The sequence below is a fragment of the Nocardioides sp. NPDC047086 genome (assembly GCF_040643685.1).
GTDB lineage: Bacteria > Actinomycetota > Actinomycetes > Propionibacteriales > Nocardioidaceae > Nocardioides.
Map to the genome: position 1 here is coordinate 88,853 of NZ_JBEYUV010000007.1, position 22,257 is coordinate 111,109.

16 protein-coding genes are annotated in these 22,257 nt (G+C 70.0%); 14 read left to right on the top strand and 2 right to left on the bottom strand.

The window, feature by feature from the left end:
- Window positions 1–75: 75 nt before the first annotated feature.
- The 3 genes from ABZ796_RS07725 to ABZ796_RS07735 all read left to right on the top strand — a co-directional run bounded on the left by ABZ796_RS07725 (window position 76) and on the right by ABZ796_RS07735 (window position 7,031).
- Window positions 76–3,381: a PQQ-dependent sugar dehydrogenase gene (locus ABZ796_RS07725; protein ID WP_357335937.1), complete on the top strand. Its 3,306-nt coding sequence runs from the start codon at window positions 76–78 to the stop codon at window positions 3,379–3,381.
- A 213-nt stretch (window positions 3,382–3,594) separates the two neighbouring features.
- Window positions 3,595–4,497: a formyltetrahydrofolate deformylase gene (gene purU / locus ABZ796_RS07730; protein ID WP_357335938.1), complete on the top strand. Its 903-nt coding sequence runs from the start codon at window positions 3,595–3,597 to the stop codon at window positions 4,495–4,497.
- A 29-nt stretch (window positions 4,498–4,526) separates the two neighbouring features.
- Window positions 4,527–7,031: an FAD-dependent oxidoreductase gene (locus ABZ796_RS07735; protein ID WP_357335939.1), complete on the top strand. Its 2,505-nt coding sequence runs from the start codon at window positions 4,527–4,529 to the stop codon at window positions 7,029–7,031.
- Window positions 7,032–7,099: 68 nt separating this feature from the next.
- Here ABZ796_RS07735 and ABZ796_RS07740 read toward each other — a convergent pair whose 3' ends face one another.
- Window positions 7,100–7,798 (bottom strand): GntR family transcriptional regulator, encoded by a 699-nt coding sequence (locus ABZ796_RS07740; protein ID WP_357335940.1) that lies wholly within the window; start codon window positions 7,796–7,798, stop codon window positions 7,100–7,102.
- Between the two features lie 111 nt (window positions 7,799–7,909).
- Between ABZ796_RS07740 and glyA the strand changes: the two genes are divergently transcribed.
- From glyA to ABZ796_RS07790, 10 genes are read left to right on the top strand one after another with little or no spacing between them, the layout of a single operon-like run.
- Window positions 7,910–9,205 carry a serine hydroxymethyltransferase gene (glyA, locus tag ABZ796_RS07745; RefSeq protein WP_357335941.1) on the top strand — a complete coding sequence of 432 codons (1,296 nt, stop codon included), beginning with the start codon at window positions 7,910–7,912 and terminating at the stop codon, window positions 9,203–9,205.
- Complete coding sequence (locus ABZ796_RS07750; RefSeq protein WP_357335942.1) at window positions 9,205–10,422, top strand: sarcosine oxidase subunit beta family protein; 1,218 nt, start codon at window positions 9,205–9,207, stop codon at window positions 10,420–10,422. Before glyA ends, ABZ796_RS07750 begins: the two co-directional genes overlap by 1 nt.
- Before the next feature lie 12 nt (window positions 10,423–10,434).
- Complete coding sequence (locus ABZ796_RS07755) at window positions 10,435–10,725, top strand: sarcosine oxidase subunit delta (RefSeq protein WP_357335943.1); 291 nt, start codon at window positions 10,435–10,437, stop codon at window positions 10,723–10,725.
- Window positions 10,722–13,625 (top strand): sarcosine oxidase subunit alpha family protein, encoded by a 2,904-nt coding sequence (locus tag ABZ796_RS07760; RefSeq protein WP_357335944.1) that lies wholly within the window; start codon window positions 10,722–10,724, stop codon window positions 13,623–13,625. Before ABZ796_RS07755 ends, ABZ796_RS07760 begins: the two co-directional genes overlap by 4 nt.
- Window positions 13,618–14,250: a sarcosine oxidase subunit gamma family protein gene (locus ABZ796_RS07765; protein WP_357335945.1), complete on the top strand. Its 633-nt coding sequence runs from the start codon at window positions 13,618–13,620 to the stop codon at window positions 14,248–14,250. The genes ABZ796_RS07760 and ABZ796_RS07765 overlap by 8 nt, the downstream gene beginning before the upstream one ends.
- Complete coding sequence (locus ABZ796_RS07770; protein ID WP_357335946.1) at window positions 14,250–15,623, top strand: L-serine ammonia-lyase; 1,374 nt, start codon at window positions 14,250–14,252, stop codon at window positions 15,621–15,623. The genes ABZ796_RS07765 and ABZ796_RS07770 overlap by 1 nt, the downstream gene beginning before the upstream one ends.
- Window positions 15,624–15,652: 29 nt before the next feature.
- Complete coding sequence (locus ABZ796_RS07775; RefSeq protein ID WP_357335947.1) at window positions 15,653–16,537, top strand: bifunctional methylenetetrahydrofolate dehydrogenase/methenyltetrahydrofolate cyclohydrolase; 885 nt, start codon at window positions 15,653–15,655, stop codon at window positions 16,535–16,537.
- Complete coding sequence (folP, locus tag ABZ796_RS07780; protein ID WP_357335948.1) at window positions 16,534–17,427, top strand: dihydropteroate synthase; 894 nt, start codon at window positions 16,534–16,536, stop codon at window positions 17,425–17,427. The genes ABZ796_RS07775 and folP overlap by 4 nt, the downstream gene beginning before the upstream one ends.
- Window positions 17,424–18,278 carry a methylenetetrahydrofolate reductase gene (locus ABZ796_RS07785; protein WP_357335949.1) on the top strand — a complete coding sequence of 285 codons (855 nt, stop codon included), beginning with the start codon at window positions 17,424–17,426 and terminating at the stop codon, window positions 18,276–18,278. Before folP ends, ABZ796_RS07785 begins: the two co-directional genes overlap by 4 nt.
- Window positions 18,275–19,597 carry a folylpolyglutamate synthase/dihydrofolate synthase family protein gene (locus ABZ796_RS07790; RefSeq protein ID WP_357335950.1) on the top strand — a complete coding sequence of 441 codons (1,323 nt, stop codon included), beginning with the start codon at window positions 18,275–18,277 and terminating at the stop codon, window positions 19,595–19,597. Before ABZ796_RS07785 ends, ABZ796_RS07790 begins: the two co-directional genes overlap by 4 nt.
- Before the next feature lie 181 nt (window positions 19,598–19,778).
- Here ABZ796_RS07790 and fdhA read toward each other — a convergent pair whose 3' ends face one another.
- Complete coding sequence (fdhA, locus tag ABZ796_RS07795; RefSeq protein WP_357335951.1) at window positions 19,779–20,990, bottom strand: formaldehyde dehydrogenase, glutathione-independent; 1,212 nt, start codon at window positions 20,988–20,990, stop codon at window positions 19,779–19,781.
- A 239-nt stretch (window positions 20,991–21,229) separates the two neighbouring features.
- Here fdhA and ABZ796_RS07800 point away from each other — a divergent pair, with 239 nt between their 5' ends.
- Window positions 21,230–22,012 carry an IclR family transcriptional regulator gene (locus tag ABZ796_RS07800; RefSeq protein WP_357335952.1) on the top strand — a complete coding sequence of 261 codons (783 nt, stop codon included), beginning with the start codon at window positions 21,230–21,232 and terminating at the stop codon, window positions 22,010–22,012.
- The last annotated feature ends 245 nt before the right edge of the window (window positions 22,013–22,257 follow it).

Sequence of the window (22,257 nt, forward strand, 5' to 3'; positions counted from 1 at the left end):
CAAGGAATCGTCATGCCCACAAACAGCTCAGTCGGTCGGGTTTCCCGCCGTCGTGCCCGAAGATCACTCCTCGCGGTGACCTCCGGGCTCGGACTCGTTCTCGCCTCCGGGCTCGCACTCGCGACGCCCGCTGCCGCCCATGACGGCGTCGACCACGGCACCGAGCCCGGGGCCGGCCTCGCCCTGGACTGGTCCAACTACGAGAAGGTCACTCTCACCAAGGACACCGGTGAGCCGATCGACATGGCCGTCCTGCCGGACCGGCGCGTGCTCACCACCGCGCGCAACGGCGACGTCCGGCTCGTCGACCCCGACGCCGGTACGACCCGTGTGGTCAACACGATCTCGACGTACAACAACTCCGAGGACGGTCTGCAGACGATCACCCTCGCGCCCGACTTCGAGGAGTCGGGCTGGGTCTACCTCTACTACGCGCCGCGCACGATGACCGGCCCGTACCCCACGACCACGCCGTCCGGATCGGCCCCCAACACGCTCCCCGCCGGTCAGACCGAGTCCTACTGGGACCAGTGGAAGGGCTACAACCAGCTCACCCGGGTGAAGTGGGACGAGTCCGCCGACAGGCTGGATCTCGACACCGAGCAGGTGATCCTCAAGGTCGAGGTCCAGCGCGGTCAGTGCTGCCACGTCGCCGGTGACGTCGACTTCGACGACCAGGGCAACCTCTACCTGGCCACGGGTGACAACACCCCGGCGGGTGCCCCGGGCGCGAACGGGTACGCCCCCAACAACGACGCCCCCGGCTTCAACCCCGGCTTCGACTCCCGCCGCGGCGCGGGCAACACGAACGACCTGCGTGGCAAGATCCTGCGGGTCGCGGTCCAGGCGGACGGCTCCTACACCGTCCCCGAGGGCAACCTCTTCGCCCCCGGCACGGAGGCGACGAGACCGGAGATCTTCGCGATGGGTCTGCGCAACCCGTTCCGGATGGATGTCGACGCCGCCACGGGCTCGGTGAGCTGGGGCGACTACGGCCCGGACGCCGGGGCGCCGAATGCGGACCGTGGCCCGATGGGGTACGTCGAATGGCAGACGACCGCGATCGACGAGCCGATCAACGGCGGCTGGCCCTACTGCACCGGCGACCACTTCAACTACAACGAGTGGAACTTCGAGACGGCGACGCCGAGAGGGTTCTTCGACTGCGCCGCTGGTGCGGAGAACAACTCGCGGTGGAACACGGGGCTCTCGACGGTTCCGCAGGCCACGGCCGCGACCCTCTACTACGGCGACAACAACACCCACCAGCCGTGGCCCGAGCTGACCGACTTCAGCCCGGCCGGCGGTCAGGGGCCGATGGGCGGTCCGGTGTACCACTACGACGCGGACAACCCCTCGCCGACGAAGTTCCCCGAGTACTGGGACGGCAAGGCGTTCTTCGCCGAGTTCTCCCAGGACTACCTGGCGGCGTTCACCGTCGACTGGCCCAGTGGCCCGGTCTCGCACATCGAGCAGTTCCTGCCCAACATCGATCTCGAGACGAACCGGCAGCCGATCACCGACAGCCCGATCGACATCGAGTTCGGGCCGGACGGGTCGCTCTACGTCCTCGACTACGGTGACGGCTTCTTCCGCGCCAACCCGGATGCCGGGCTCTATCGGGTCGACTACAGCGTCGGCAACAAGGCTCCGCGTGCGGAGATCGTCGCCGACCCGATCTCCAGCAGCTCGGCACCGCTGACCGTCGAGTTCGACGGTTCGGGCTCGGTCGACCCCGAAGGCGGAGCGCTCACCTACGACTGGGACCTCGACGGCGACGGCACCTTCGAGGCCACCGGGGCGACCACGTCGCACACCTACGACGAGCTCGGCCGCTACACCGCCCGGCTCCGCGTCACCGACGCCGAGGGGCGTCGCGGCATCACCTCGACCTCGATCAGCGTGGGCAACGTCGCGCCGAGCATCGAGGTGACCACGCCGGCCGAGGGTGGCTTCTTCGACTGGGGCCAGGCCGTGCCCTTCCGGGTGACGACCGACGACGCCGAGGACGGGGGCGCGACGGTGTGCTCCCGGGTGACCTGGACGTTCGGCCTCGGGCACGACGTCCACGCCCACCCGCTCAACCAGGGGACCGGGTGCCAATTCGCGATCCCGACGCCCGCCGACGCCACCGAGCACGGCGAGACGGAGAACATCTTCGGAGTCGTGGTCATCGGCTACACCGACAACGGCGCCAACGGTGTGCCGGCGGCCAGGTCCGAGGTGTCGATGATCCTCAACCCGAAGTCGCAGGAGGCCGAGTGGGCGGACGCATCCGAGGGCGTCGCGATCGCCCCGGACGACACGGCGAGCGGCCTGCGTAAGGTCACCTCGCTCGATGCGGGCGACTGGCTCTCCTGGAAGCCCGTGAACTTCGCCGGCATCACCTCGGCGAAGCTGCGCGCCAGTGGCACCGGCAGCGTGCAGCTGCGGTGGGGGTCGGCCGACGCGACGCCGTTCGCCTCGTTCGACGTCGACAGCGGGGACTGGTCCGAGACGACGTCCGACCTGACCGGAGCGCCATCGGGCAGCGGTGAGCTGTTCGTGACCTCCACCGGCGGCGTCACCCTGGACCGGATCAGGTTCGTCGGGGACGGCTTCGCCGACGTCACTCCGCCCACGGTCTCCGCGACGCTCGACCCGGCGCAGCCGACCGGGCAGAACGGCTGGTGGACGGGGAACGTGTCGGTGGCGGTCGCCGCGACCGACAACGGCACCGTCGCCTCACGGCAGCGCTCGACCAACGGCGGTCAGACCTGGGAGAACGCGAACAACCCGCTCACGGTGTCCGCGGAAGGCGTCACGACGGTCCACTACCGCGCGACCGACAACGGTGGCAACGTCTCCGAGGTCGGACAGGTCATGGTGCGGATCGACAAGACCGGGCCGCAGGTCGCGGTCGAGGGTGTCTCCGACGGGGCCACGGTCGGCAACTCCGGGGCCGCATCGTGGTCGGCCACCGACGCCACCTCCGGTGTCGGGTCCGTGGCCGCGACCCTGGACGGTGCGGCGGTCGCCGGCGACAAGCTCGCCCTGTGGCGGCTCTCGCTCGGGTCGCACACCCTCGAGGTCACCGCGACCGACAAGGCGGGGCGTGCGACGACGAGGACGGTGACGTTCACGACCACCACCTCGCTGAGCGAGCTCACCACCCTGACCGAGCGGCTCGCCCGCTCCGGCGAGATCACGCCCGCGGGGGAGAGAGCCCTCGAGAAGCGGCTCAGCCAAGCCGCCAAGCACGTCGCTGCCGGACGTCACGCCGCCGCGCGATCGCAGCTGCAGGAGTACGCCGACCTGGCGGCCAGCCCGCTCAACGTCGCCGACGCCGACGCTCGCGCCGCGCTGCGGCGCGACGCCAAGGCGGTGATCAGTCAACTCTGAGGTGACTCTTCCGTGCGGGTCCGAGGGGCATGTCCCTTCGGGCCCGCACGGGCCGTTCCGGACACCTTCGACAGGCACCTCCCCGCGCGCCCTGCTCGCCGTGTCATAGCCGGCTGTTCGCAGGCCGGAGACCCTTGACGCCGCTTTGAGGGCCGTTCTACGATCATTCTGATATATGAGTTGTGTATCATTCTCGTCATTCAGGAGCCCCGCATGACCATCAGTCCGCCAAGCTCGACCGCTGTTGCGTCCGTGGCGACCGTCCCGACAGCGACGACCAACGTGCTCACGCTCTCCTGCCAGGAGAGCCCGGGGATCATGCAGGCGGTCACGAGCTTCCTGTACGACCGCGGGTTCGACATCCTCGAGCACCAGCAGCACGACGACCGGATGGGGGAGCTGTTCTTCCTCCGCACCGAGTTCGCCGCTGCCGACGGGGCCGACGTCGATGAGCTCACGGCCGCATTCGGGCCGATCGCGGACCGGTTCGACATGTCGTTCACCTTCCACGACGAAGCCAAGCCGCGGCTGCTGGTGATGGTCTCCAAGTTCGGCCACTGCCTCAACGACCTCATCTTCCGGTGGCGCGGCGGGACCCTGGGCGCCGAGATCGCGGTCGTCGCCTCCAACCACGAGGACCTCCGGCCTATGGCGGAGGCGGCGGGGCTGAAGTTCATCCACATCCCGGTCACGCCGGAGACCAAGCCGCAGGCCGAGCAGCGCATGCTCGACCTGGTCGAGGAGTACGACATCGACCTGGTCGTGCTCGCCCGCTACATGCAGATCCTGTCCGACGGCCTCTGCCGCCAGCTCGAGGGACGTGCGATCAACATCCACCACTCGTTCCTGCCCGGCTTCAAGGGGGCCAAGCCCTACCACCAGGCGCACGCGAGGGGCGTGAAGCTCGTCGGTGCCACCGCCCACTACGTCACCGCCGACCTCGATGAGGGCCCGATCATCGAGCAGGAGGTCAACCGGGTCGACCACACCTACACCCCGCAGGCCCTGGCCCACGTCGGGCAGGACGCCGAGTGCCTCGCGCTCTCGCGTGCCGTCCGCTGGCACTGCGAGCACCGCGTCCTCATGCACGGCTCCAGCACCGTCGTCTTCCGCTGACCACCCACCCCGAAAGCACGGAGAAGCTCATGCCATCGTCCCGCAGCACCGTCTCGCCCCGCACAGTCATCATCGGCGCCGGCATCGTCGGCACGAACCTCGCGGACGAACTCGTGTCCCGCGGGTGGTCCGACATCACGGTCATCGAACAGGGTCCGCTCAGCCTGCCCGGTGGCTCGACCTCCCACGCTCCTGGTCTGGTCTTCCAGGTCAACCCGTCGAAGACGATGACGATGTTCGCCAAGTACACCGTCGAGAAGTTCCTGTCCCTGGAGAAGGACGGCGTGAGCTGCTTCAACCAGGTCGGCGGCCTCGAGGTCGCGACCACCGAGGCCCGGGTCGCCGAGCTCTACCGCAAGCTCGGCTACGCGAAGTCCTGGGGGATCGATGCCCGGGTCATCGGCCCCGCCGAGTGCAAGGACCTCTACCCGAACATCGACGAGTCGCAGGTCCTCGCCGGCCTGCACATCCCCACCGACGGTCTCGCCCGGGCCGCCCGTGCCGTCGACCTGCTCATCGAGCGTACGCGGGCGGCCGGGGTCACCTACCTCGAGCGCACCGCGGTGACCGGAGTCCTCCAGGAGGACGGCCGGGTCACCGGCGTGGAGACCACCGGCGGTGTCGTCGCGGCCGACATCGTCGTCTCGTGCGCCGGCTTCTGGGGCGTCGAGGTGGGCGCGATGGCGGGCACCGCCGTACCGCTCCTTCCGCTGGCCCACCAGTTCATCAAGACCACGCCCGTCCCGGCACTGGCCGGCAAGCACGACCAGCCCGACGGCGCGACCCTGCCGATCCTGCGCCACCAGGACCAGGACCTCTACTTCCGCGAGTGGGGCGAGGGCTACGGCATCGGCTCCTACGCCCACAAGCCGATGCCGTACGTCGCCTCCGACCTCGGCCCGACCCCGGAGCACGTCGACCACGACAACATGCCGTCGAGCCTCGACTTCACGCCCGAGGACTTCGAGGGCCCGTGGGACGAGTGCCGCAAGCTGCTCCCGTGCCTGCAGGAGGCGGAGATCGCGGAGTCGTCGTTCAACGGCATCTTCTCGTTCACGCCGGACGGCGGGTCGCTCGTCGGTGAGTCCCGCGACCTCGACGGCTTCTGGGTGGCCGAGGCCGTGTGGGTCACCCACTCCGCCGGCGTCGCCCGCGCGGTCGCCGAGGTGCTGACCACGGGACGCTCCGAGTACGACCTCGCCGACCTCGAGCTCAACCGCTTCGAGGAGACCCAGCTGGCCCCGGCGTACGTCAGCGAGACCTCGCAGCAGAACTTCGTCGAGATCTACGACATCCTGCACCCGCTGCAGCCCAAGGAGTCGCCCCGCGACATCCGGGTGAGCCCGTTCCATGCCCGCCAGGTCGAGCTCGGTGCCTTCTTCCTCGAGGCCGGGACCTGGGAGCGACCGCACTGGTACGAGGCCAACGCGGCCCTGCTCGACCAGCTGCCGGAGGAGTGGAAGTCGCCGACCCGCGACGACTGGTCGGCCCGCTACCACTCGCCGATCGCGGCCGTCGAGGCGTGGAAGACCCGCACCGCCGTCGCCATGTACGACATGACGCCGCTGCGCCGCCTCGAGGTCTCCGGTCCCGGTGCCGAGACGCTGCTGCAGCGCCTGACCACCGGCGACGTGAGCAAGAAGCCCGGTGCGGTGACCTACACCCTGTTCCTCGACGAGCAGGGTGGGATCAAGAGCGACATCACCGTCGCCCGTCTCGAGGACGAGCTCTACCAGGTCGGTGCCAACGGCACGGTCGACCTGGCGTACCTGCGGCGGGAGGCCCGCAAGCTGCGCGCCGAGGACCCCGCCCTCGCCGCCCATGTCCGCGACACCACCGGCGGCACCTGCTGCATCGGCCTGTGGGGTCCGCTGGCCAGGGACCTGATCGCCGAGGTCAGCGCCGACGACTTCACCAACGACGGTCTGAAGTACTTCCGCGGCAAGCGGGCCACCATCGGCGGGATCCCGGTCACCGCCCTGCGACTGTCGTACGTCGGCGAGCTCGGCTGGGAGATCTACGCCTCCGCCGAGAACGGCCAGAAGCTGTGGGACGTCCTGTGGAACGCGGGCCAGGCGCACGGCGTCGTCGCCGCCGGCCGGGCCGCGTTCGGCGCGCTCCGGCTGGAGAAGGGCTACCGGTCCTGGGGCGCCGACATGACCACCGAGCACGACCCGTACGAGGCGGGCGTCGGGTTCGCGGTGAAGGCCGCCAAGGAGGACTTCGTGGGCAAGGCGGCTCTCGAGGGTCGCTCGGTGGAGACCTCGGCCCGCCGGCTGCGCTGCCTCACCATCGACGACGGCAAGTCCATGGTGCTCGGCAAGGAGCCCGTGCTGTCGGGGGAGACCGCGGTCGGCTACGTCACCAGCGCGGCGTACGGGTTCACGATCGGCAAGCCGATCGCCTACGCCTACCTCCCGGCGGAGATCGGGGAGGGCGACCAGGTCGAGATCGAGTACTTCGGCCAGCGGATCCCGGCGACGGTGACCCCGGAGCCGCTCTTCGACCCGCAGATGAGTCGCCTGCGCGGCTGACCCCAGGGTCGAATCGGGCGCCGGCCGGGTGGGCCGGCGCCCGATTCCCTGTTGTGTGCGGAACGCAGTCAGAGCACGCGGCGGACCTCGGTGGCGAAGCTGTCGATGTGCTCACGCGTCAGCCGCTCGGCGCGCTCGGCGTCGCCGTCGGCGATCGCGTCCAGGAGGTCGGCGTGCTCGGAGATGTGGGACGCCAGGTCGGGGAGCTTGTCGACGACCAGGCACCAGATCCGGGTGGCCAGGTTGTCGTACCTGATCAGCACGTCCTCGAGGTGCTTGTTGCCCGTCGCGCGGTAGATCGAGCGGTGCACCGACATGTCTAGGCGCATCAGTGTGGACCGGTCCTCGCCCGTCCCGTCGAGGGCGCGCACCCTCTCGGCCATGGCGCGCAGCTCGGCCCGCACCGGCTCGGTGGCGGCGCTCGCCGCCCGGTACGCGGCGAACGGCTCGAGCTGCTGGCGCAGGTCGGAGATCGCGCCCAGCTCGGTCACGTCGACGGCCGTCGCGAACGTTCCCCGGCGTGGGTAGGAGACGACCAGATGGTCGGTCTCCAGGCGCTTGAGGGCCTCGCGCACGGGGGTGCGGCCGAACCCGAGCGACTCCGCGAGGCGGCCGTCGTTGATCGGCTCGCCCGGCCTGATGTCGAGCATGATCAGCCGGTCCCGGATGCGCTCATAGGCGGCGTACGCCAGAGAGGTCACGGGGCTGATCCCGGGGCTGATCCCTGGGCCGCTCGCCGGCCGGACGGGCGCCTGGACGTCGGTCATTGCATGTCACCGCTTTCTGATCTGGGCCGTTGACAGGTGTCTTCGCCACCCAGCATACTGGTCATCAGGAACTGATATATCAATCGTACTTCAAGAGTTTGGGAGTTCATCGTGGTTGACGTCCTGACCGCTTCGCTCGCGGACCTCGATCCCGAGGTCCATGAGCAGATCGACGCCGAGCTGCGCCGCCAGCAGACGACGCTGGAGATGATCGCCTCGGAGAACTTCGCTCCCGCCGCCGTCATGGAGGCCCAGGGATCGGTCCTCACCAACAAGTACGCCGAGGGCTACCCCGGCCGCCGCTACTACGGCGGTTGCGAGCACGTCGACGTCATCGAGCAGCTCGCCATCGACCGTCTCAAGGCGCTCTTCTCCGCGGAGTACGCCAACGTGCAGCCGCACTCGGGCGCCCAGGCCAACGCCGCCGCGATGTTCGCCCTCCTCGAGCCCGGCGACACCATCCTCGGCCTCTCGCTGGCCCACGGCGGCCACCTCACCCACGGCATGAAGATCAACTTCTCCGGCCGCCTCTACCAGGTCGTGCCGTACGAGGTCTCCCGCGAGGACTTCCAGGTCGACATGGCCGAGGTCGAGCGCCTTGCCCTCGAGCACCGGCCCAAGCTGATCGTCGCCGGCTGGTCCGCCTACCCCCGCCAGCTCGACTTCGCCGAGTTCCGCCGGATCGCCGACCTGGTCGGCGCCCGGCTCATGGTCGACATGGCCCACTTCGCCGGCCTGGTCGCGACCGGCCTGCACCCGAACCCGGTGCCGTTCGCCGACGTGGTCACCTCGACGACCCACAAGACCCTCGGCGGCCCGCGCGGCGGCGTCATCCTCACCAACGACCCCGCCATCGCCAAGAAGATCAACTCCTCGGTCTTCCCCGGCCAGCAGGGTGGGCCGCTCGAGCACGTCATCGCCGGCAAGGCGGTCGCCTTCAAGGTCGCCGCGGAGCCCGAGTTCCGCGAGCGCCAGGAGCGTACGCTACGGGGTGCCCGCATCATCGCCGATCGGCTGCTCGCCGACGACGTCGCGGCCTCGGGTGTCTCGGTGGTCAGCGGCGGCACCGACGTCCATCTCGTGCTGGTCGACCTGCGCGACTCCGAGCTGACCGGCCAGGACGGCGAGGACCGCCTCCACCGCATCGGCATCACCGTCAACCGCAACGCGGTGCCGTTCGACCCGCGCCCGCCGATGGTCTCCTCCGGCCTGCGGATCGGCACGCCCGCCCTGGCCACGCGCGGGTTCGGTGACACCGACTTCGGCGAGGTGGCCGACATCATCGCGGCCGCGCTGAAGGATGACTTCACCGAGGAGACGGCCGACGCGCTGCGCGCCCGGGTCACGAACCTCGCCGAGAAGCACCCGCTCTACCCCCACCTCCTCGAGTCGAACGGAGCCGCGTGATGGCAGACCTGCTGCCCGAGCACCCCGACTTCCTCTGGCGCAACCCGGAGCCCAAGTCGTCCTACGACGTCGTGATCATCGGCGGCGGCGGGCACGGCCTGGCGACGGCTTACTACCTGGCGAAGAACCACGGCATCACGAACGTCGCCGTCCTTGAGCGCGGCTGGCTCGCCGGCGGCAACATGGCGCGGAACACGACGATCATCCGGTCCAACTACCTGTGGGACGAGTCGGCGGCGATCTACGAGCACTCCCTCAAGCAGTGGGAGGTGCTCCCCGACGAGCTCGACTACGACTTTCTCTTCAGCCAGCGCGGCGTGCTCAACCTCGCCCACACGCTCCAGGACGTACGTGACTCGGTGCGGCGCTGCGAGGCCAACCGCCTCAACGGGATCGATGCCGAGTGGCTCGACGCGGACCAGGTGAAGGAGGTCTGCCCGATCATCAACACCAGCGACAACATCCGCTACCCGGTGCTCGGCGCGACCTACCAGCCGCGCGCGGGCATCGCCAAGCACGACCACGTCGCCTGGGCGTTCGCCCGTAAGGCCGACGAGCTCGGCGTCGACCTGATCCAGGACTGCGAGGTGACCGGCTTCGTCAAGGACGGCGACCGGGTGGTCGGTGTGCAGACCAGCCGCGGCACGATCGCCGCCGGCAAGGTCGCGCTGTGCGCGGCCGGTCACTCCAGCGTCCTGGCCGAGATGGCCGGGTTCGATCTGCCGATCCAGTCGCACCCGCTCCAGGCGCTCGTCTCCGAGCTCCACCAGCCCGTCCACCCGACCGTCGTGATGTCGAACCACGTGCACGTCTACGTGTCTCAGGCCCACAAGGGCGAGCTGGTCATGGGTGCGGGCGTCGATGCGTACAACGGCTACGGGCAGCGCGGCGGGTTCCATGTGATCGAGGAGCAGATGGCCGCGGCCGTCGAGCTCTTCCCGATCTTCGCCCGCGCGCACCTGCTGCGGACCTGGGGCGGCATCGTCGACGTCACGCCGGACGCCTCCCCGGTCGTGAGCAAGACGCCGATCGACCAGCTCTACGTGAACTGCGGCTGGGGCACCGGCGGCTTCAAGGGCACACCCGGCGCCGGCTGGACGATGGCGCACACGATCGCGCACGACGAGCCGCACGCCTACAACGCACCGTTCGCGCTGGAGCGATTCAGCACCGGTGCCCTCATCGACGAGCACGGCGCAGCAGCCGTGGCCCACTGAAAGGAGCCGAGGATGATCCTCATCAGCTGTCCCGACTGCGGGCCCCGCGACGAGACCGAGTTCCACTACGGCGGTCAGGCCCACGTCCCCTATCCGGAGGAACCGAGCACCCTCACCGACGAGGAGTGGGGTCGCTACCTGTTCTATCGCGAGAACACCAAGGGCATCTTCGCGGAGCGCTGGGTCCACAGCTCCGGCTGCCGCAAGTGGTTCAACGTCCTTCGCGACACCGTCACCTACCGCATCGCCGCCGTCTACCGCAACGGCGAGCCACGCCCGACCCTGGATGGAGACTCGCAGTGAGCACGACGTCCCACCGCCTCACCGACGGCGGCCGCATCGACCGGTCCACCCGCCTGGCCTTCAGCGTCGACGGCCGGGAGTACGCCGGCCACGCCGGTGACACCCTCGCCTCGGCGCTGATCGCCAACGGCGTGCTCGAGTGCGGCCCCTCGCTCTACCGACAGCGCCCCCGCGGCGTCATCGCCGCCGGGCTCGAGGAGTCCAACGCGCTGGTCAAGCTGAGGCGCCCGGGCGACTCGGTGACCGAGTCGATGCTCCCGGCCACGACCGTCGAGCTCGTCGACGGCCTCGAGGCCGACTACCTCAGCGGCCTCGGCGAGCTCGACCCGTCCGATGACACCGCGATCTATGACAAGAAGTACGTCCACACCGACGTCCTCGTCATCGGCGCCGGCCCCGCCGGGCTCGCCGCGGCCCGCACCGCCGCCGCCACCGGCGCCCGGGTGATTCTGATCGACGACCAGCCCGAGCTCGGCGGGTCCCTCCTCTCCACCCGCGCCCTCACGATCGACGGCGTCGACAGCGACACCTGGCTGCGCGAGATCACCGAGGAGCTCGCGGCCGCTCCGGAGGTCACGGTCCTGACCCGGACCAACGCCTTCGGCAGCTACGACGCCAACTACGTGATCGCGCTCGAGAGCCGGCTGGACCACCTCGACGCCTCCGCCAAGGCCGCGCTCGCCGGTCTGTCACGACAGCGCCTGTGGCACATCCGCGCTCAGCAGGTCATCGTCGCCACCGGTGCGCACGAGCGTCCCCTCGTCTTCGGCAACAACGACCGTCCCGGCATCATGCTCGCCTCCGCGGTCCGCACCTACCTGAACCGCTACGGCGTGGCCGCAGGCTCCCAGGTTCTGCTCGCGACGACCAACGACAGCGCCTACGAGGTCGCCGCCGACCTGGCCGCCGCCGGAGTCTCCGTGGCGGCCGTCGTCGACGCCCGTCCCGAGCGGTCCGAGGCCGCCCGCCGCGCCGAGGAGGCCGGCATCGAGGTCGTCCTCGGCTCCGCCGTCCTCGACACCGACGGTGACCCGCGGGTCACCTCGGCGACGGTCTCGGCCATCGACGGCGACGGCGCCGCGGTCGGCGAGCGCCGAGAGATCGCCTGCGACGTCGTCGCCGTCGCCGGCGGCTGGAGCCCCGTGGTCCACCTGCACAGCCAGCGGCAGGGCAAGGTCCGCTGGGACGAGGACCTGGCCGGGTTCGTCCCCGATGGCGAAGTCGCCGGCCAGCAGATCGTGGGCTCGGCCCGCGGCAGCTACACCCTGGACGCGTGCCTCGCCGAAGGACGGCATGCCGCGGCGACGGCGCTGCTTGCCACGGGCTTCATCGACGAGGCCCCGGAAGGCCCGCTCCCCGCGGCGACGGGTGCCGGTACGACCCGGGCGCTGTGGCTCACCGCCGAGGACGGCGTCGCACTCGACGATCTGGTCGACCACTTCGTCGACTTCCAGCGCGACCAGACGGTGCATGACGTACTGCGGGCGACCGGGGCAGGCATGCGCAGCGTCGAGCACATCAAGCGCTACACCTCCATCAGCACCGCCAACGACCAGGGCAAGACCTCCGGTGTCAACGCCATCGGGGTCATCGCGGCCGCGCTGAACGACGGTCGCAGTCCCGGTGAGATCGGCACGACCACGTACCGGGCGCCGTACGCTCCGATCCCGTTCGTCGCGCTGGCGGGCCGCGAGCGGGGTGACCTGTTCGACCCGGCCCGGCTGACCTCGATCCACCCGTGGCACGTCGCGCACGGCGCCGAGATGGAGATCGTGGGCCAGTGGCTGCGGCCCTGGTACTACCCGCAGGACGGCGAGTCGCTGGACGAGGCCGTGCTCCGGGAGTGTGCCGCGGTCCGCGAGTCCGTCGGCATGATGGACGCGACCACCCTGGGCAAGATCGAGGTGTGGGGGAGCGAGGCCGGTGAGTTCCTCAACCGGATCTACACCAACGCCTTCAAGAAGCTCGCCCCCGGCTCCGCGCGCTACGGCGTCATGTGCACACCCGACGGGATGATCTTCGACGACGGGGTCACGCTGCGCATCGACGAGGGCCGCTACTTCATGACGACCACCACCGGCGGCGCCGCCAAGGTCCTCGACTGGCTCGAGGAGTGGCACCAGACCGAGTGGCCGACCCTCGACGTCAGCTTCACCTCGGTCACCGAGCAGTGGGCCACCGTCGCCGTCGTCGGGCCCAAGTCGCGCGACGTGATCGCCAGGATCGCTCCGGACCTCGATGTCAGCAACGAGGCGTTCCCGTTCATGACCTTCCGCGAGACGACGCTCGCCTCGGGCATCCCTGCACGGGTGTGCCGGATCTCCTTCTCCGGAGAGCTCGCCTTCGAGGTCAACGTCGAGACCTGGTTCGGCCAGCAGGTGTGGCAGGAGATCCACGCGGCCGGCCAGGACTGGGCGATCACCCCGTACGGCACCGAGACCATGCACGTGCTCCGCGCCGAGAAGGGCTACCCGATCGTCGGCCAGGACACCGACGGCACGGTCACGCCTCAGGATGCCGGGATGGAGTGGATCGTCTCCAAGGCGAAGGACTTCGTCGGCAAGCGGTCCTACGGCCGGGCCGACACGTCCCGCACCGACCGTAAGCACCTCGTCTCGGTGCTGCCCGTCGACAAGTCGTTCCGGCTTCCCGAGGGCACCCAGCTGGTCGAGGCAGGTACGCCGATCACCCCCGCCGACGGACCGGTGCCGATGCTCGGCCACGTGACGTCGAGCTACCACAGTGCCGCGCTCGGACGCTCGTTCGCGCTCGCGCTGATCAAGGATGGCCGCAACCGCATCGGCCAGACCCTCGTCGCGCCGGTCGGTGACCGACTGGTCGACGTCGTCGTCGCTGAAACCGTCCTCTACGACCCGGAAGGAACCCGCCGCGATGGTTGAGACCACGATCGAGCCGCTGGACAAGAAGATCTCCGATCTGCGCGTGAGCCCGGCCCAACACCTTCACGGCGCCTTCGTCGACGCCGGCGTCACCGGTGCCTTCGGGGTGCGCGTGCGTGAGGAGCAGTTCCTCACCATGGTGAGCCTGCGGGTGCCGGCCGGCTCGCCCGACCGCGCGCGTCTGGGCAAGATCCTCGGGGCCGAGCTCCCCGGCCGGTGCGGCGAGGTCGCCACGGGCCACGACGTGGTCGTCCTGTGGCTCTCGCCCGACGAGTTCCTGGTCATCTCGCAGAGCGTGGCCGGCTCCACCCTGGTGTCCTACCTGCGCGCAGGGGTCTCCGAGGATGGTGCCGCGGTCGTCGACCTGTCGGCCAACCGCACCACCCTCCGCCTCGAAGGCGCCTCGGCGCGGGCCGTCCTGGAGAAGGGCTGTCCGCTCGACCTCCACCCGCGGTCCTTCCCGACCGGCACCGCGGTCGTCACCGCCATCGGACGTGTCCCGGTGCTGCTCTGGAAGATCGAGGCCGACTCCTACCGGATCCTTCCGCGGGCTTCGTACGCCGACTACCTGGGCCGCTGGCTGATCGATGCCATGGCCGAGTTCAAGTTGCTGGGATCCGGCTGATGGCGCTGAGCGTGTTCGACATGTTCTCGGTCGGCATCGGGCCGTCGTCCTCCCATACGGTCGGCCCGATGCGCGCGGCGGTGCAGTTCACCGATGCCCTGAAGGCGGGATCGACGCTCGACGTCGTCGCCCGGGTCGAGGTGGAGCTGTTCGGCTCCCTCGGTGCCACCGGCCACGGCCACGGCTCCGACAAGGCGGTCGTCCTCGGTCTGGAGGGCAACCGTCCCGAGACGGTCGACACGGACAACGCCGACGCCCGGGTGGCCGAGGTCCGGGCCGCCCGGCGGCTGAGACTCGCCGGTGCCCGGGACATCGAGTTCGACGCCGACGACGTCGTCATGCACCGCACCCGCACCCTGCCCGCACATCCGAACGGCATGATCTTCCACGCCTTCGACGCCACCGGCGACGTGCTCGCGGAGAACACCTACTACTCGGTCGGCGGCGGCTTCGTCGTCGACGAGGACGCGGCCGGTGCCGACCGGATCGTCGAGGACGCGACCCCGATCCCGTACCCCTTCACCACCGGGGCGGAGCTGCTCGCGGTCTGCGCCGAGTCGGGCAAGCGGATCAGCGACGTCATGCTGGCCAACGAGCTGGCGTGGCGTACGGAGGAGGAGGTGCGCGCCGAGCTGCTGCACATCTGGTCGGTCATGCAGGAGTGCGTGCACAACGGTTGCACCCGCGTCGAGCCCACGCTCCCCGGCGGGCTCAAGGTGCCGCGGCGCGCTCCCGGCCTGTACGCCCACCTGCACGCCGTCACGGACGAGACCGACCCGCTGCGGGCGATGGACTGGGTCAACCTCTTCGCGCTGGCCGTCAACGAGGAGAACGCGTCGGGCGGGCGGATCGTCACCGCCCCGACCAACGGTGCCGCGGGCATCGTCCCGGCCGTGCTCCACTACTACGAGAAGTTCGTGCCCAGCGCCGACGAGGACGGGATCGTCAGGTTCCTCCTCGCCGCCGCGGCGGTCGGGATCCTGTTCAAGATCAACGCCTCGATCTCCGGCGCCGAGGTCGGCTGCCAGGGTGAGGTCGGCTCGGCCTGCGCGATGGCGGCCGGCGCCCTGTGCGAGGTGCTTGGTGGCACCCCGGAGCAGGTGGAGAACGCCGCCGAGATCGGCATCGAGCACAACCTCGGGCTCACCTGCGACCCCGTCGGGGGCCTGGTGCAGATCCCGTGCATCGAGCGCAACGCCATCGCCAGCAACAAGGCCATCAACGCCGCCCGCATGGCCGCCCGCGGCGACGGCAGCCACCGGGTCTCTCTCGACGCCGCGATCAAGACCATGCGCGAGACCGGGGCCGACATGAAGATCAAGTACAAGGAGACCTCCCGCGGAGGCCTCGCCGTCAACGTCATCGAGTGCTGACGTCAGTGCCTCGCACGAAGGAGAAGCGCATGACCACCGCAGCAAGGATCGACGGCAAGCGTGTCGCCGCTGACCTCAAGGCCGGGCTCGCCGTGCGGGTGAAGGCACTGAACGAGGCCGGGATCGACCCCGGCCTCGGCACCATCCTCGTCGGTGACGACCCCGGCTCCCGCTCCTACGTCGCGGGCAAGCACCGCGACTGCGCCGAGGTCGGCATCGCCTCGATCCGGATCGAGCTCCCCGCCAGTACGTCACAGGCCGAGATCGAGGCCGCGGTGCAGCAGCTCAACGACGACCCGGGCTGCACCGGCTTCATCGTCCAGCTGCCCTTGCCGCCGCACGTCGACACCCACCGGGTCCTGGAGCTCATCGACCCGGACAAGGACGCCGACGGCCTCCACCCCACGAACCTCGGCAAGCTGGTGCTCGGCACTCCGGCCCCGCTGCCGTGCACGCCGCGCGGGATCATCGAGCTCCTGCGGCAGCACGACGTGCCGATCACCGGACAGCGGTTCTGCATCATCGGTTGCGGTCTGACCGTCGGCAGGCCCCTCGGTCTCATGCTCACGCGTCCCACCGAGCACGCCACCGTCACCCTGTGCAACATCGAGACCCGTGACGTCGCCGCCCATGCCCGGGCCTCGGACGTCATCGTCGCCGCCGCGGGCGTCGCGCACCTGGTCAAGCCCGACTGGGTCAGCCCCGGCGCCACCGTCCTGTCGGTCGGCATCACCCGCACCATCGAGGGAATCCTGGGCGACGTCGACCCGAACGTGGACGTCGTCGCCGGCAAGATGACCGGTGCCACCGGTGGGGTCGGGCCGATGACCCGCGCCATGCTGCTGACCAACATCGTCGAGATCGCCGAACAGCAGCTCGCTGCCCCGGAGGCGCTCGCAGGAGCTCTGACATGACCACCACTCAGCTCGTGACCGGAGCGGGACAGCGCTGCCAGGTGATGGGCATCGTCAACGTCACGCCCGACTCCTTCTCTGACGGCGGCAGGTTCCTCGAGGTCGACGCCGCCGTACGCAGAGGGCTCGACCTCGTCTGCGAGGGCGCCGACATCATCGACGTCGGCGGCGAGTCAACCCGGCCGGGCGCGCAGCGGGTCAGCGAGCGCGAGGAGCTCGCCCGGGTGATCCCGGTCGTCGCGGCCCTGGCCCGGAGCGGGGTCCCGGTCTCGGTCGACACCATGCGCGCTGCGGTCGCCCGGCAGGCGGTCGAGGCCGGCGCGGTCATCGTCAACGACGTCTCCGGTGGGCTCGCCGACCCCGAGATGCTGCCGTTCCTCGCCGAGGCGGACGTCACCTGCGTACTCATGCACTGGCGGGCGCACTCCACGCGGATGGACGACTACTGCTTCTACGACTCCGTCGTCGACGACGTCCGCACCGAGCTCCGTGCCCGGGTCGAGTCCGCACTCGAGGCAGGAGTACGCCCCGAGCGCATCGTCCTCGACCCGGGCCTGGGGTTCGCGAAGACCGCCGCCCAGTCCTGGGAGCTGCTCGCGGCCCTCCCCGCGCTGCGAGATCTCGGCTTCCCTCTCCTCGTCGGCGCCTCCCGCAAGCGGTTCCTCGCCGAGACGGCGGCGTACGGGCGACGTGAACCGGACGTACCGGCCGACCGGGACGAGGCCTCGGACGCCGTCGCGGCCATCGCCGCGGCGGAAGGCGCCTGGGGAGTGCGCGTGCACTCGGTCTCGGGCGCCGCCGCCGCCTCCCGGGTGGCCGCGCGCCTGCGCGGCGCCACCGGGGCCACGGTCGCAGCCGAGCCGGTCGGCGTCGGAGCAGGGCGGCGATGAGCCGTCGCTCGGCCGCCGCGACCGTACGCAGGCTGCTGCTCGAGGCTCGCTACGAGGTCCTGCCCACCGCCTCGATCGAGGAGGTCGTCACCTCCGCCCTGCCCGCCGGCCGAACGGTCACGGTGACCGCCTCCCCGGCCAAGGGTCTGGAGCGGACCGTGGACCTGTCGGTGCGGCTCGCCAGCCACGGCTACGACGTCGTGCCGCACCTCGCCGCGCGCATGGTCTCGAGCCGGGCCGAGCTCGGCGAGATCACCGGTCGGCTGAAGGACGCCGGTATCGAGAAGATCTTCGTGCCCGCCGGCGACGCCGAGCGGCCTGGTGAGTTCCCCGGCGCGCTGGAGCTCCTCGAGGCCCTGGTCGATCTCGGCGACCCGTTCCCGCACGTCGGCGTGGCCGGCTACCCGGAGGATCATCCGACGATCATCCACGACCGCCTGGTGCAGGCGATGTGGGACAAGCGCCACCACGCCACCGAGATCGTCAGCAACCTCACCTTCGACCCCGACGCTCTCACCGACTGGGTACGCCGCGTACGCGCGCGAGGTGTCAGGACGCCGATCATCGTCGGGCTGCCCGGTCCGGTCGAGCGCGCCAAGCTCCTCGCCATGGCCACCAGGATCGGGGTGGGGGAGTCCACGAGGTTCCTCGCCAAGAACAAGGGGATGTTCGCGCGCATCGCGGCGCCCGGCGGCAATTCGCCGGAGCGCTTCCTCGTCCGCGCCGCCCCGGATCTGGAGGGGGCCGAGGCCGCCGTCTCCGGCCTGCACCTGTTCACGTTCAACCAGGTCGCCGAGACCGAGGCCTGGCGCCGTGACCTGCTGGTACGCCTCGGGAATGACCCCCAGTGACGGAGACGCGCTTCGACCTCGACGTCAACGAGGTGGAGCGCCAGCTCCTCGCCCGCTGGCCCGAGACCCGGATCGCTCCCTCGCTCGAGCGCATCCGGGCGGTGATGGACGGGCTCGGCCGGCCCCAGCGCGGCTACCGCTCGATCCACATCACCGGCACGAACGGCAAGACCAGCACCGCGCGGATGGTGGAGGCGATCCTGCTCGAGCTGGGCTCAGCGGTCGGCCGGTTCACCAGTCCTCACCTCACCGACATCCGGGAACGGATCACCATCGGCGGCCGGACGATCTCCCACGGCGGGTTCGTCCGGGCCTATCAGGGCGTGCTGCCCGCGGCCGAGGCCGTGGACCGGGATAGTCCCACGCCGCTCTCGTTCTTCGAGATGACGGTCGCGATGGCCTACCAGGCGTTCTCCACCGCCGCTATCGACGTCGCGGCGGTCGAGGTCGGCATGGGCGGCATGTGGGATGCGACCAACGTCATCGACGCCGAGGTCGCCGCGATCCTCCCGATCGGCCTCGACCACGTCGACCAGCTGGGGCCGACCAGGCTCGACATCGCGGCTGAGAAGGCCGGGATCATCAAGCCCGGCGCCCTGGCCGTGACGGCCCGGCAGACCCCCGAGGTCGAGCAGCTCCTGAGGGCCCACGCCGACGCGCATCTCGCCCGGCTCACGGTCGAGGGGCGCGACTTCGCGCTGAGCGGCCGCCGAGCGCTCGACGCGGGCCAGGTGATCTCGGTCAACGGCCTCGCGGGCGACTATCCGGAGGTCGAGCTGTCCCTGCACGGACGCCACCAGGCGCACAACGCCGCGCTCGCCGTCGCGAGCGTCGAGGCCCTCCTGGAGGACGCGATCCCGCTGGACGCACTGCGACGGGCGCTGGGGTCGGTCAGGTCGCCCGGGCGGCTGGAGGTGCTGCCCGGCGCCCCGGCCGTGATCCTCGACGCCGCCCACAACCCCGACGGCGCCCGGGCCCTGGCCGCCGGACTCTGCGATCGGGGCCGGCGCCCGACGGTCGCCGTCTTCGCCGCGATGGGCGACAAGGACCTCGTCGGCATGCTCGCCGCGCTCGAGCCCGTCGTCAACACGATGGTCTGCACCCGGAACAGCAGCCCGAGGTCGCTGTCCTCCCGAGACGTCGCCGATGCCGCGCGAGCGGTCCTGGGCGCGGATCGCGTCGTCGAGATCGATGACCTCGCCGATGCGCTCCTCGAGGCGACCGGAGCCGCCTCGGCTCTCTGCCCGGACGGCGGGCAGGTGCTGGTCACCGGCTCCGTCGTCACCGTCGGAGAGGCACGCCGCCTGCTGGGTCTGTGAAACGGTGCTGCCCGCTGGTCGGGCCACCGCTGGTCGAAGGCCACTTCGTTCAGACCTCGGAGCCGCTAGGCGGAAGCGTGTCGAGACCAACACAGCTCCCTTCGCGCTCGAGTCGACTGTGTTGGTCTCGACACGGAGTCGTTCGTTCCTCACGACTCCGGCTCGACCAGCGGGTGGCGGATCAGCGCACCATGCCGTGCGGGTCGATGACGTACTTGGTCGCCGCACCCTGGTCGAACGCCGCGTAGCTCTCCGGCGCCTCGTCGAGGCTGATCGCCTTCGCGTTGACGGCGTCGGCGATGTGGGCCTTGTCGGCGAGGATCAGGTTCATCAGCTGGCGGTTGTACTGCTTGACCGGGCACTGGCCGGTCACGAACGTGTGCGACTTGGCCCAACCGAGGCCGAGCCGGACACCGATCTGACCCTGCTTGGCGGCGTCGTCGACGGCACCCGGGTCACCGGTGACGTACAGGCCGGGGATGCCGAGGGAGGCGCCGGCGCGCGCGACGTCCATGATGTCGTTGAGGACGGTCGCGGGCTGCTCGGCGGCGTCGCGGCCGTGGCCGCGTGCCTCGAAACCGACGGCGTCGATCGCCGCATCCACCTCCGGCTCGCCGACGATGTCCGCGATGATGTCGGCCAGCGCGTCGCCGGAGGACAGGTCCGCGGTCGCGCAGCCGAAGCTGGCGGCCTGCGCGAGCCGGTCCGCGTTCATGTCGCCGACGATGACGGTCGCGGCGCCGAGCAGCTGCGCCGAGTACGCCGCGGCGAGCCCGACCGGGCCCGCACCCGCCACGTACACGGTCGACCCGGTGGTGACGCCCGCGGTGTAGGCACCGTGGTAGCCGGTCGGGAAGATGTCGGAGAGCATCGTCAGGTCGAGGATCTTCTCCAGGGCCTGGTCCCGGTCGGGGAACTTCAGCAGGTTGAAGTCGGCGAACGGCACCATGACGTACTCCGCCTGGCCACCGATCCAGCCGCCCATGTCGACATAGCCGTACGCCGCGCCGGCCCGTGCCGGGTTCACGTTGAGGCAGATGCCGGTCTTGCCCTCGTTGCACATGCGACAGCGGCCACAGGCGATGTTGAACGGGACCGAGCAGATGTCTCCCACCTCGTGGAAGAGGACGTCGTCGCCGATCTCGACGATCTCGCCGGTGATCTCGTGGCCGAGTGTCTGGCCGATGGCTGCGGTCGTCCGGCCGCGAACCATGTGCTGGTCGCTGCCGCAGATGTTGCTGGTCACGAGCTTGAGGATGACGGCGTGCGGTGCGGCGCGCTTGATGCCCAGGCCGCTGACGACGTCCTGGGGGAGCTCCAGCTTCGGGTACTCGATGGACTCGACGGCCACCTCGCCCGGCCCCTTGTAGACGACGACTCTGTTGTCTGCCATGGCGTCTCTTCTTCCTGCCCCCGAATGAGGGCGTCCGGCGTACTCGGATTGCAGGGATGTTTCTCATAGCGAAACAAAAGCGCTATATGAAACAAACTAGTCCGTCGACGGCGTCGGCATCAAGACCCTGGTTCGACCGATTTCGGGCCTCGTGCGGCGGCGTCTGATCGCCCGTGCCGCCCCTACCCGGCAGTAGGGGGTGACGAGGAGAACCTGGCAGGGAGGCATACTGTTTCAGCATGAGCAACACGAGCGAAACACGGAGCACGACCGTTCACTCAGTTGACCGAGCCATCTCCATCCTCCAGGTGCTCGCCCGTCGGGGGGCTGTCGGTGTCACTCCCATCTCCGAGGAGCTGGGGGTGCACAAGTCCACCGTCTTCCGGTTGCTGGCCACGCTCGAGGCTCGTGGACTGGTGGAGCAGAACGCGAGTCGCGGGCACTATCAGCTCGGCTATGGCGTCATCCAGCTCGCCGCCGGCGCGACCCGCAAGCACGACATCTCGGTCACGAGCCGGCCGATCTGCATGGCCCTGGCTGACGCGGTCGGCGAGACCGTCAACATCGTCATCAACGACGGTGAGGAGGCCATCACGATCGACCAGGTGATCGGGAGTGCCGAGATCACCTCGGTGAACTGGGTCGGTCAGCGGAGCCCCCTGCACACCACTGCGTCCGGCAAGGTCTTCCTGGCGACCATGCCGGCCGAGGAGCGCCGTCGGATCCTCGAAGGTGGCCTCGAGCGCTACACCGAGGAGACCGTCGTCGATCCGGACAAGCTCGAGGCGCAGCTCGCCGAGGTCAGAGAGCTGGGGTACGCCTTCTCCGTCGACGAGCACGAGATCGGTCTCACCGGCGTGGCGGCGCCGATCCGTTCGCTGGGCGGCGGGGTGATCGCTGCCGTGGTGGCCTCCGGCCCGTCGTTCCGCATCACCCCTGAGAAGGCGCCCGAGCTGGCCGAGCATGTTCTTGCCGCCGCCGCGGCGATCTCCGAGCGCAACGGCTTCCCCAAGGCCGAGTGATCTCCGCCCGCCGAGGCGACCTGTCGGCACCTCCCCGTGGCCCGCATGCTCCGTGCATGCGGGCCGCGTCGCGTACGTCGTAAAGCGTGTGTAAATCCTGCGGACGAATCCAGATCGATCCGTTGACAGCGTCTTCTCGAGCGCGGCAGAATCGTTTCACGCTACGCAGTAGTTGTGCAGAGCGAAACAAGCCGCCGTCTGGCGGACCGCCGTATCTGAACCCGGAATCTGCCCGGTTTGAGCGT

Coding starts and splice junctions, on each gene's coding strand:
- ABZ796_RS07800 (WP_357335952.1), top strand. CDS start 21,230: ATGAGCAACACGAGCGAAACACGGAGCACGACCGTTCACTCAGTTGAC.
- folP (WP_357335948.1), top strand. CDS start 16,534: ATGACCACCACTCAGCTCGTGACCGGAGCGGGACAGCGCTGCCAGGTG.
- ABZ796_RS07750 (WP_357335942.1), top strand. CDS start 9,205: ATGGCAGACCTGCTGCCCGAGCACCCCGACTTCCTCTGGCGCAACCCG.
- ABZ796_RS07770 (WP_357335946.1), top strand. CDS start 14,250: ATGGCGCTGAGCGTGTTCGACATGTTCTCGGTCGGCATCGGGCCGTCG.
- ABZ796_RS07785 (WP_357335949.1), top strand. CDS start 17,424: ATGAGCCGTCGCTCGGCCGCCGCGACCGTACGCAGGCTGCTGCTCGAG.
- ABZ796_RS07765 (WP_357335945.1), top strand. CDS start 13,618: ATGGTTGAGACCACGATCGAGCCGCTGGACAAGAAGATCTCCGATCTG.
- ABZ796_RS07735 (WP_357335939.1), top strand. CDS start 4,527: ATGCCATCGTCCCGCAGCACCGTCTCGCCCCGCACAGTCATCATCGGC.
- ABZ796_RS07740 (WP_357335940.1), bottom strand. CDS start 7,798: ATGACCGACGTCCAGGCGCCCGTCCGGCCGGCGAGCGGCCCAGGGATC.
- purU (WP_357335938.1), top strand. CDS start 3,595: ATGACCATCAGTCCGCCAAGCTCGACCGCTGTTGCGTCCGTGGCGACC.
- ABZ796_RS07755 (WP_357335943.1), top strand. CDS start 10,435: ATGATCCTCATCAGCTGTCCCGACTGCGGGCCCCGCGACGAGACCGAG.
- ABZ796_RS07775 (WP_357335947.1), top strand. CDS start 15,653: ATGACCACCGCAGCAAGGATCGACGGCAAGCGTGTCGCCGCTGACCTC.
- fdhA (WP_357335951.1), bottom strand. CDS start 20,990: ATGGCAGACAACAGAGTCGTCGTCTACAAGGGGCCGGGCGAGGTGGCC.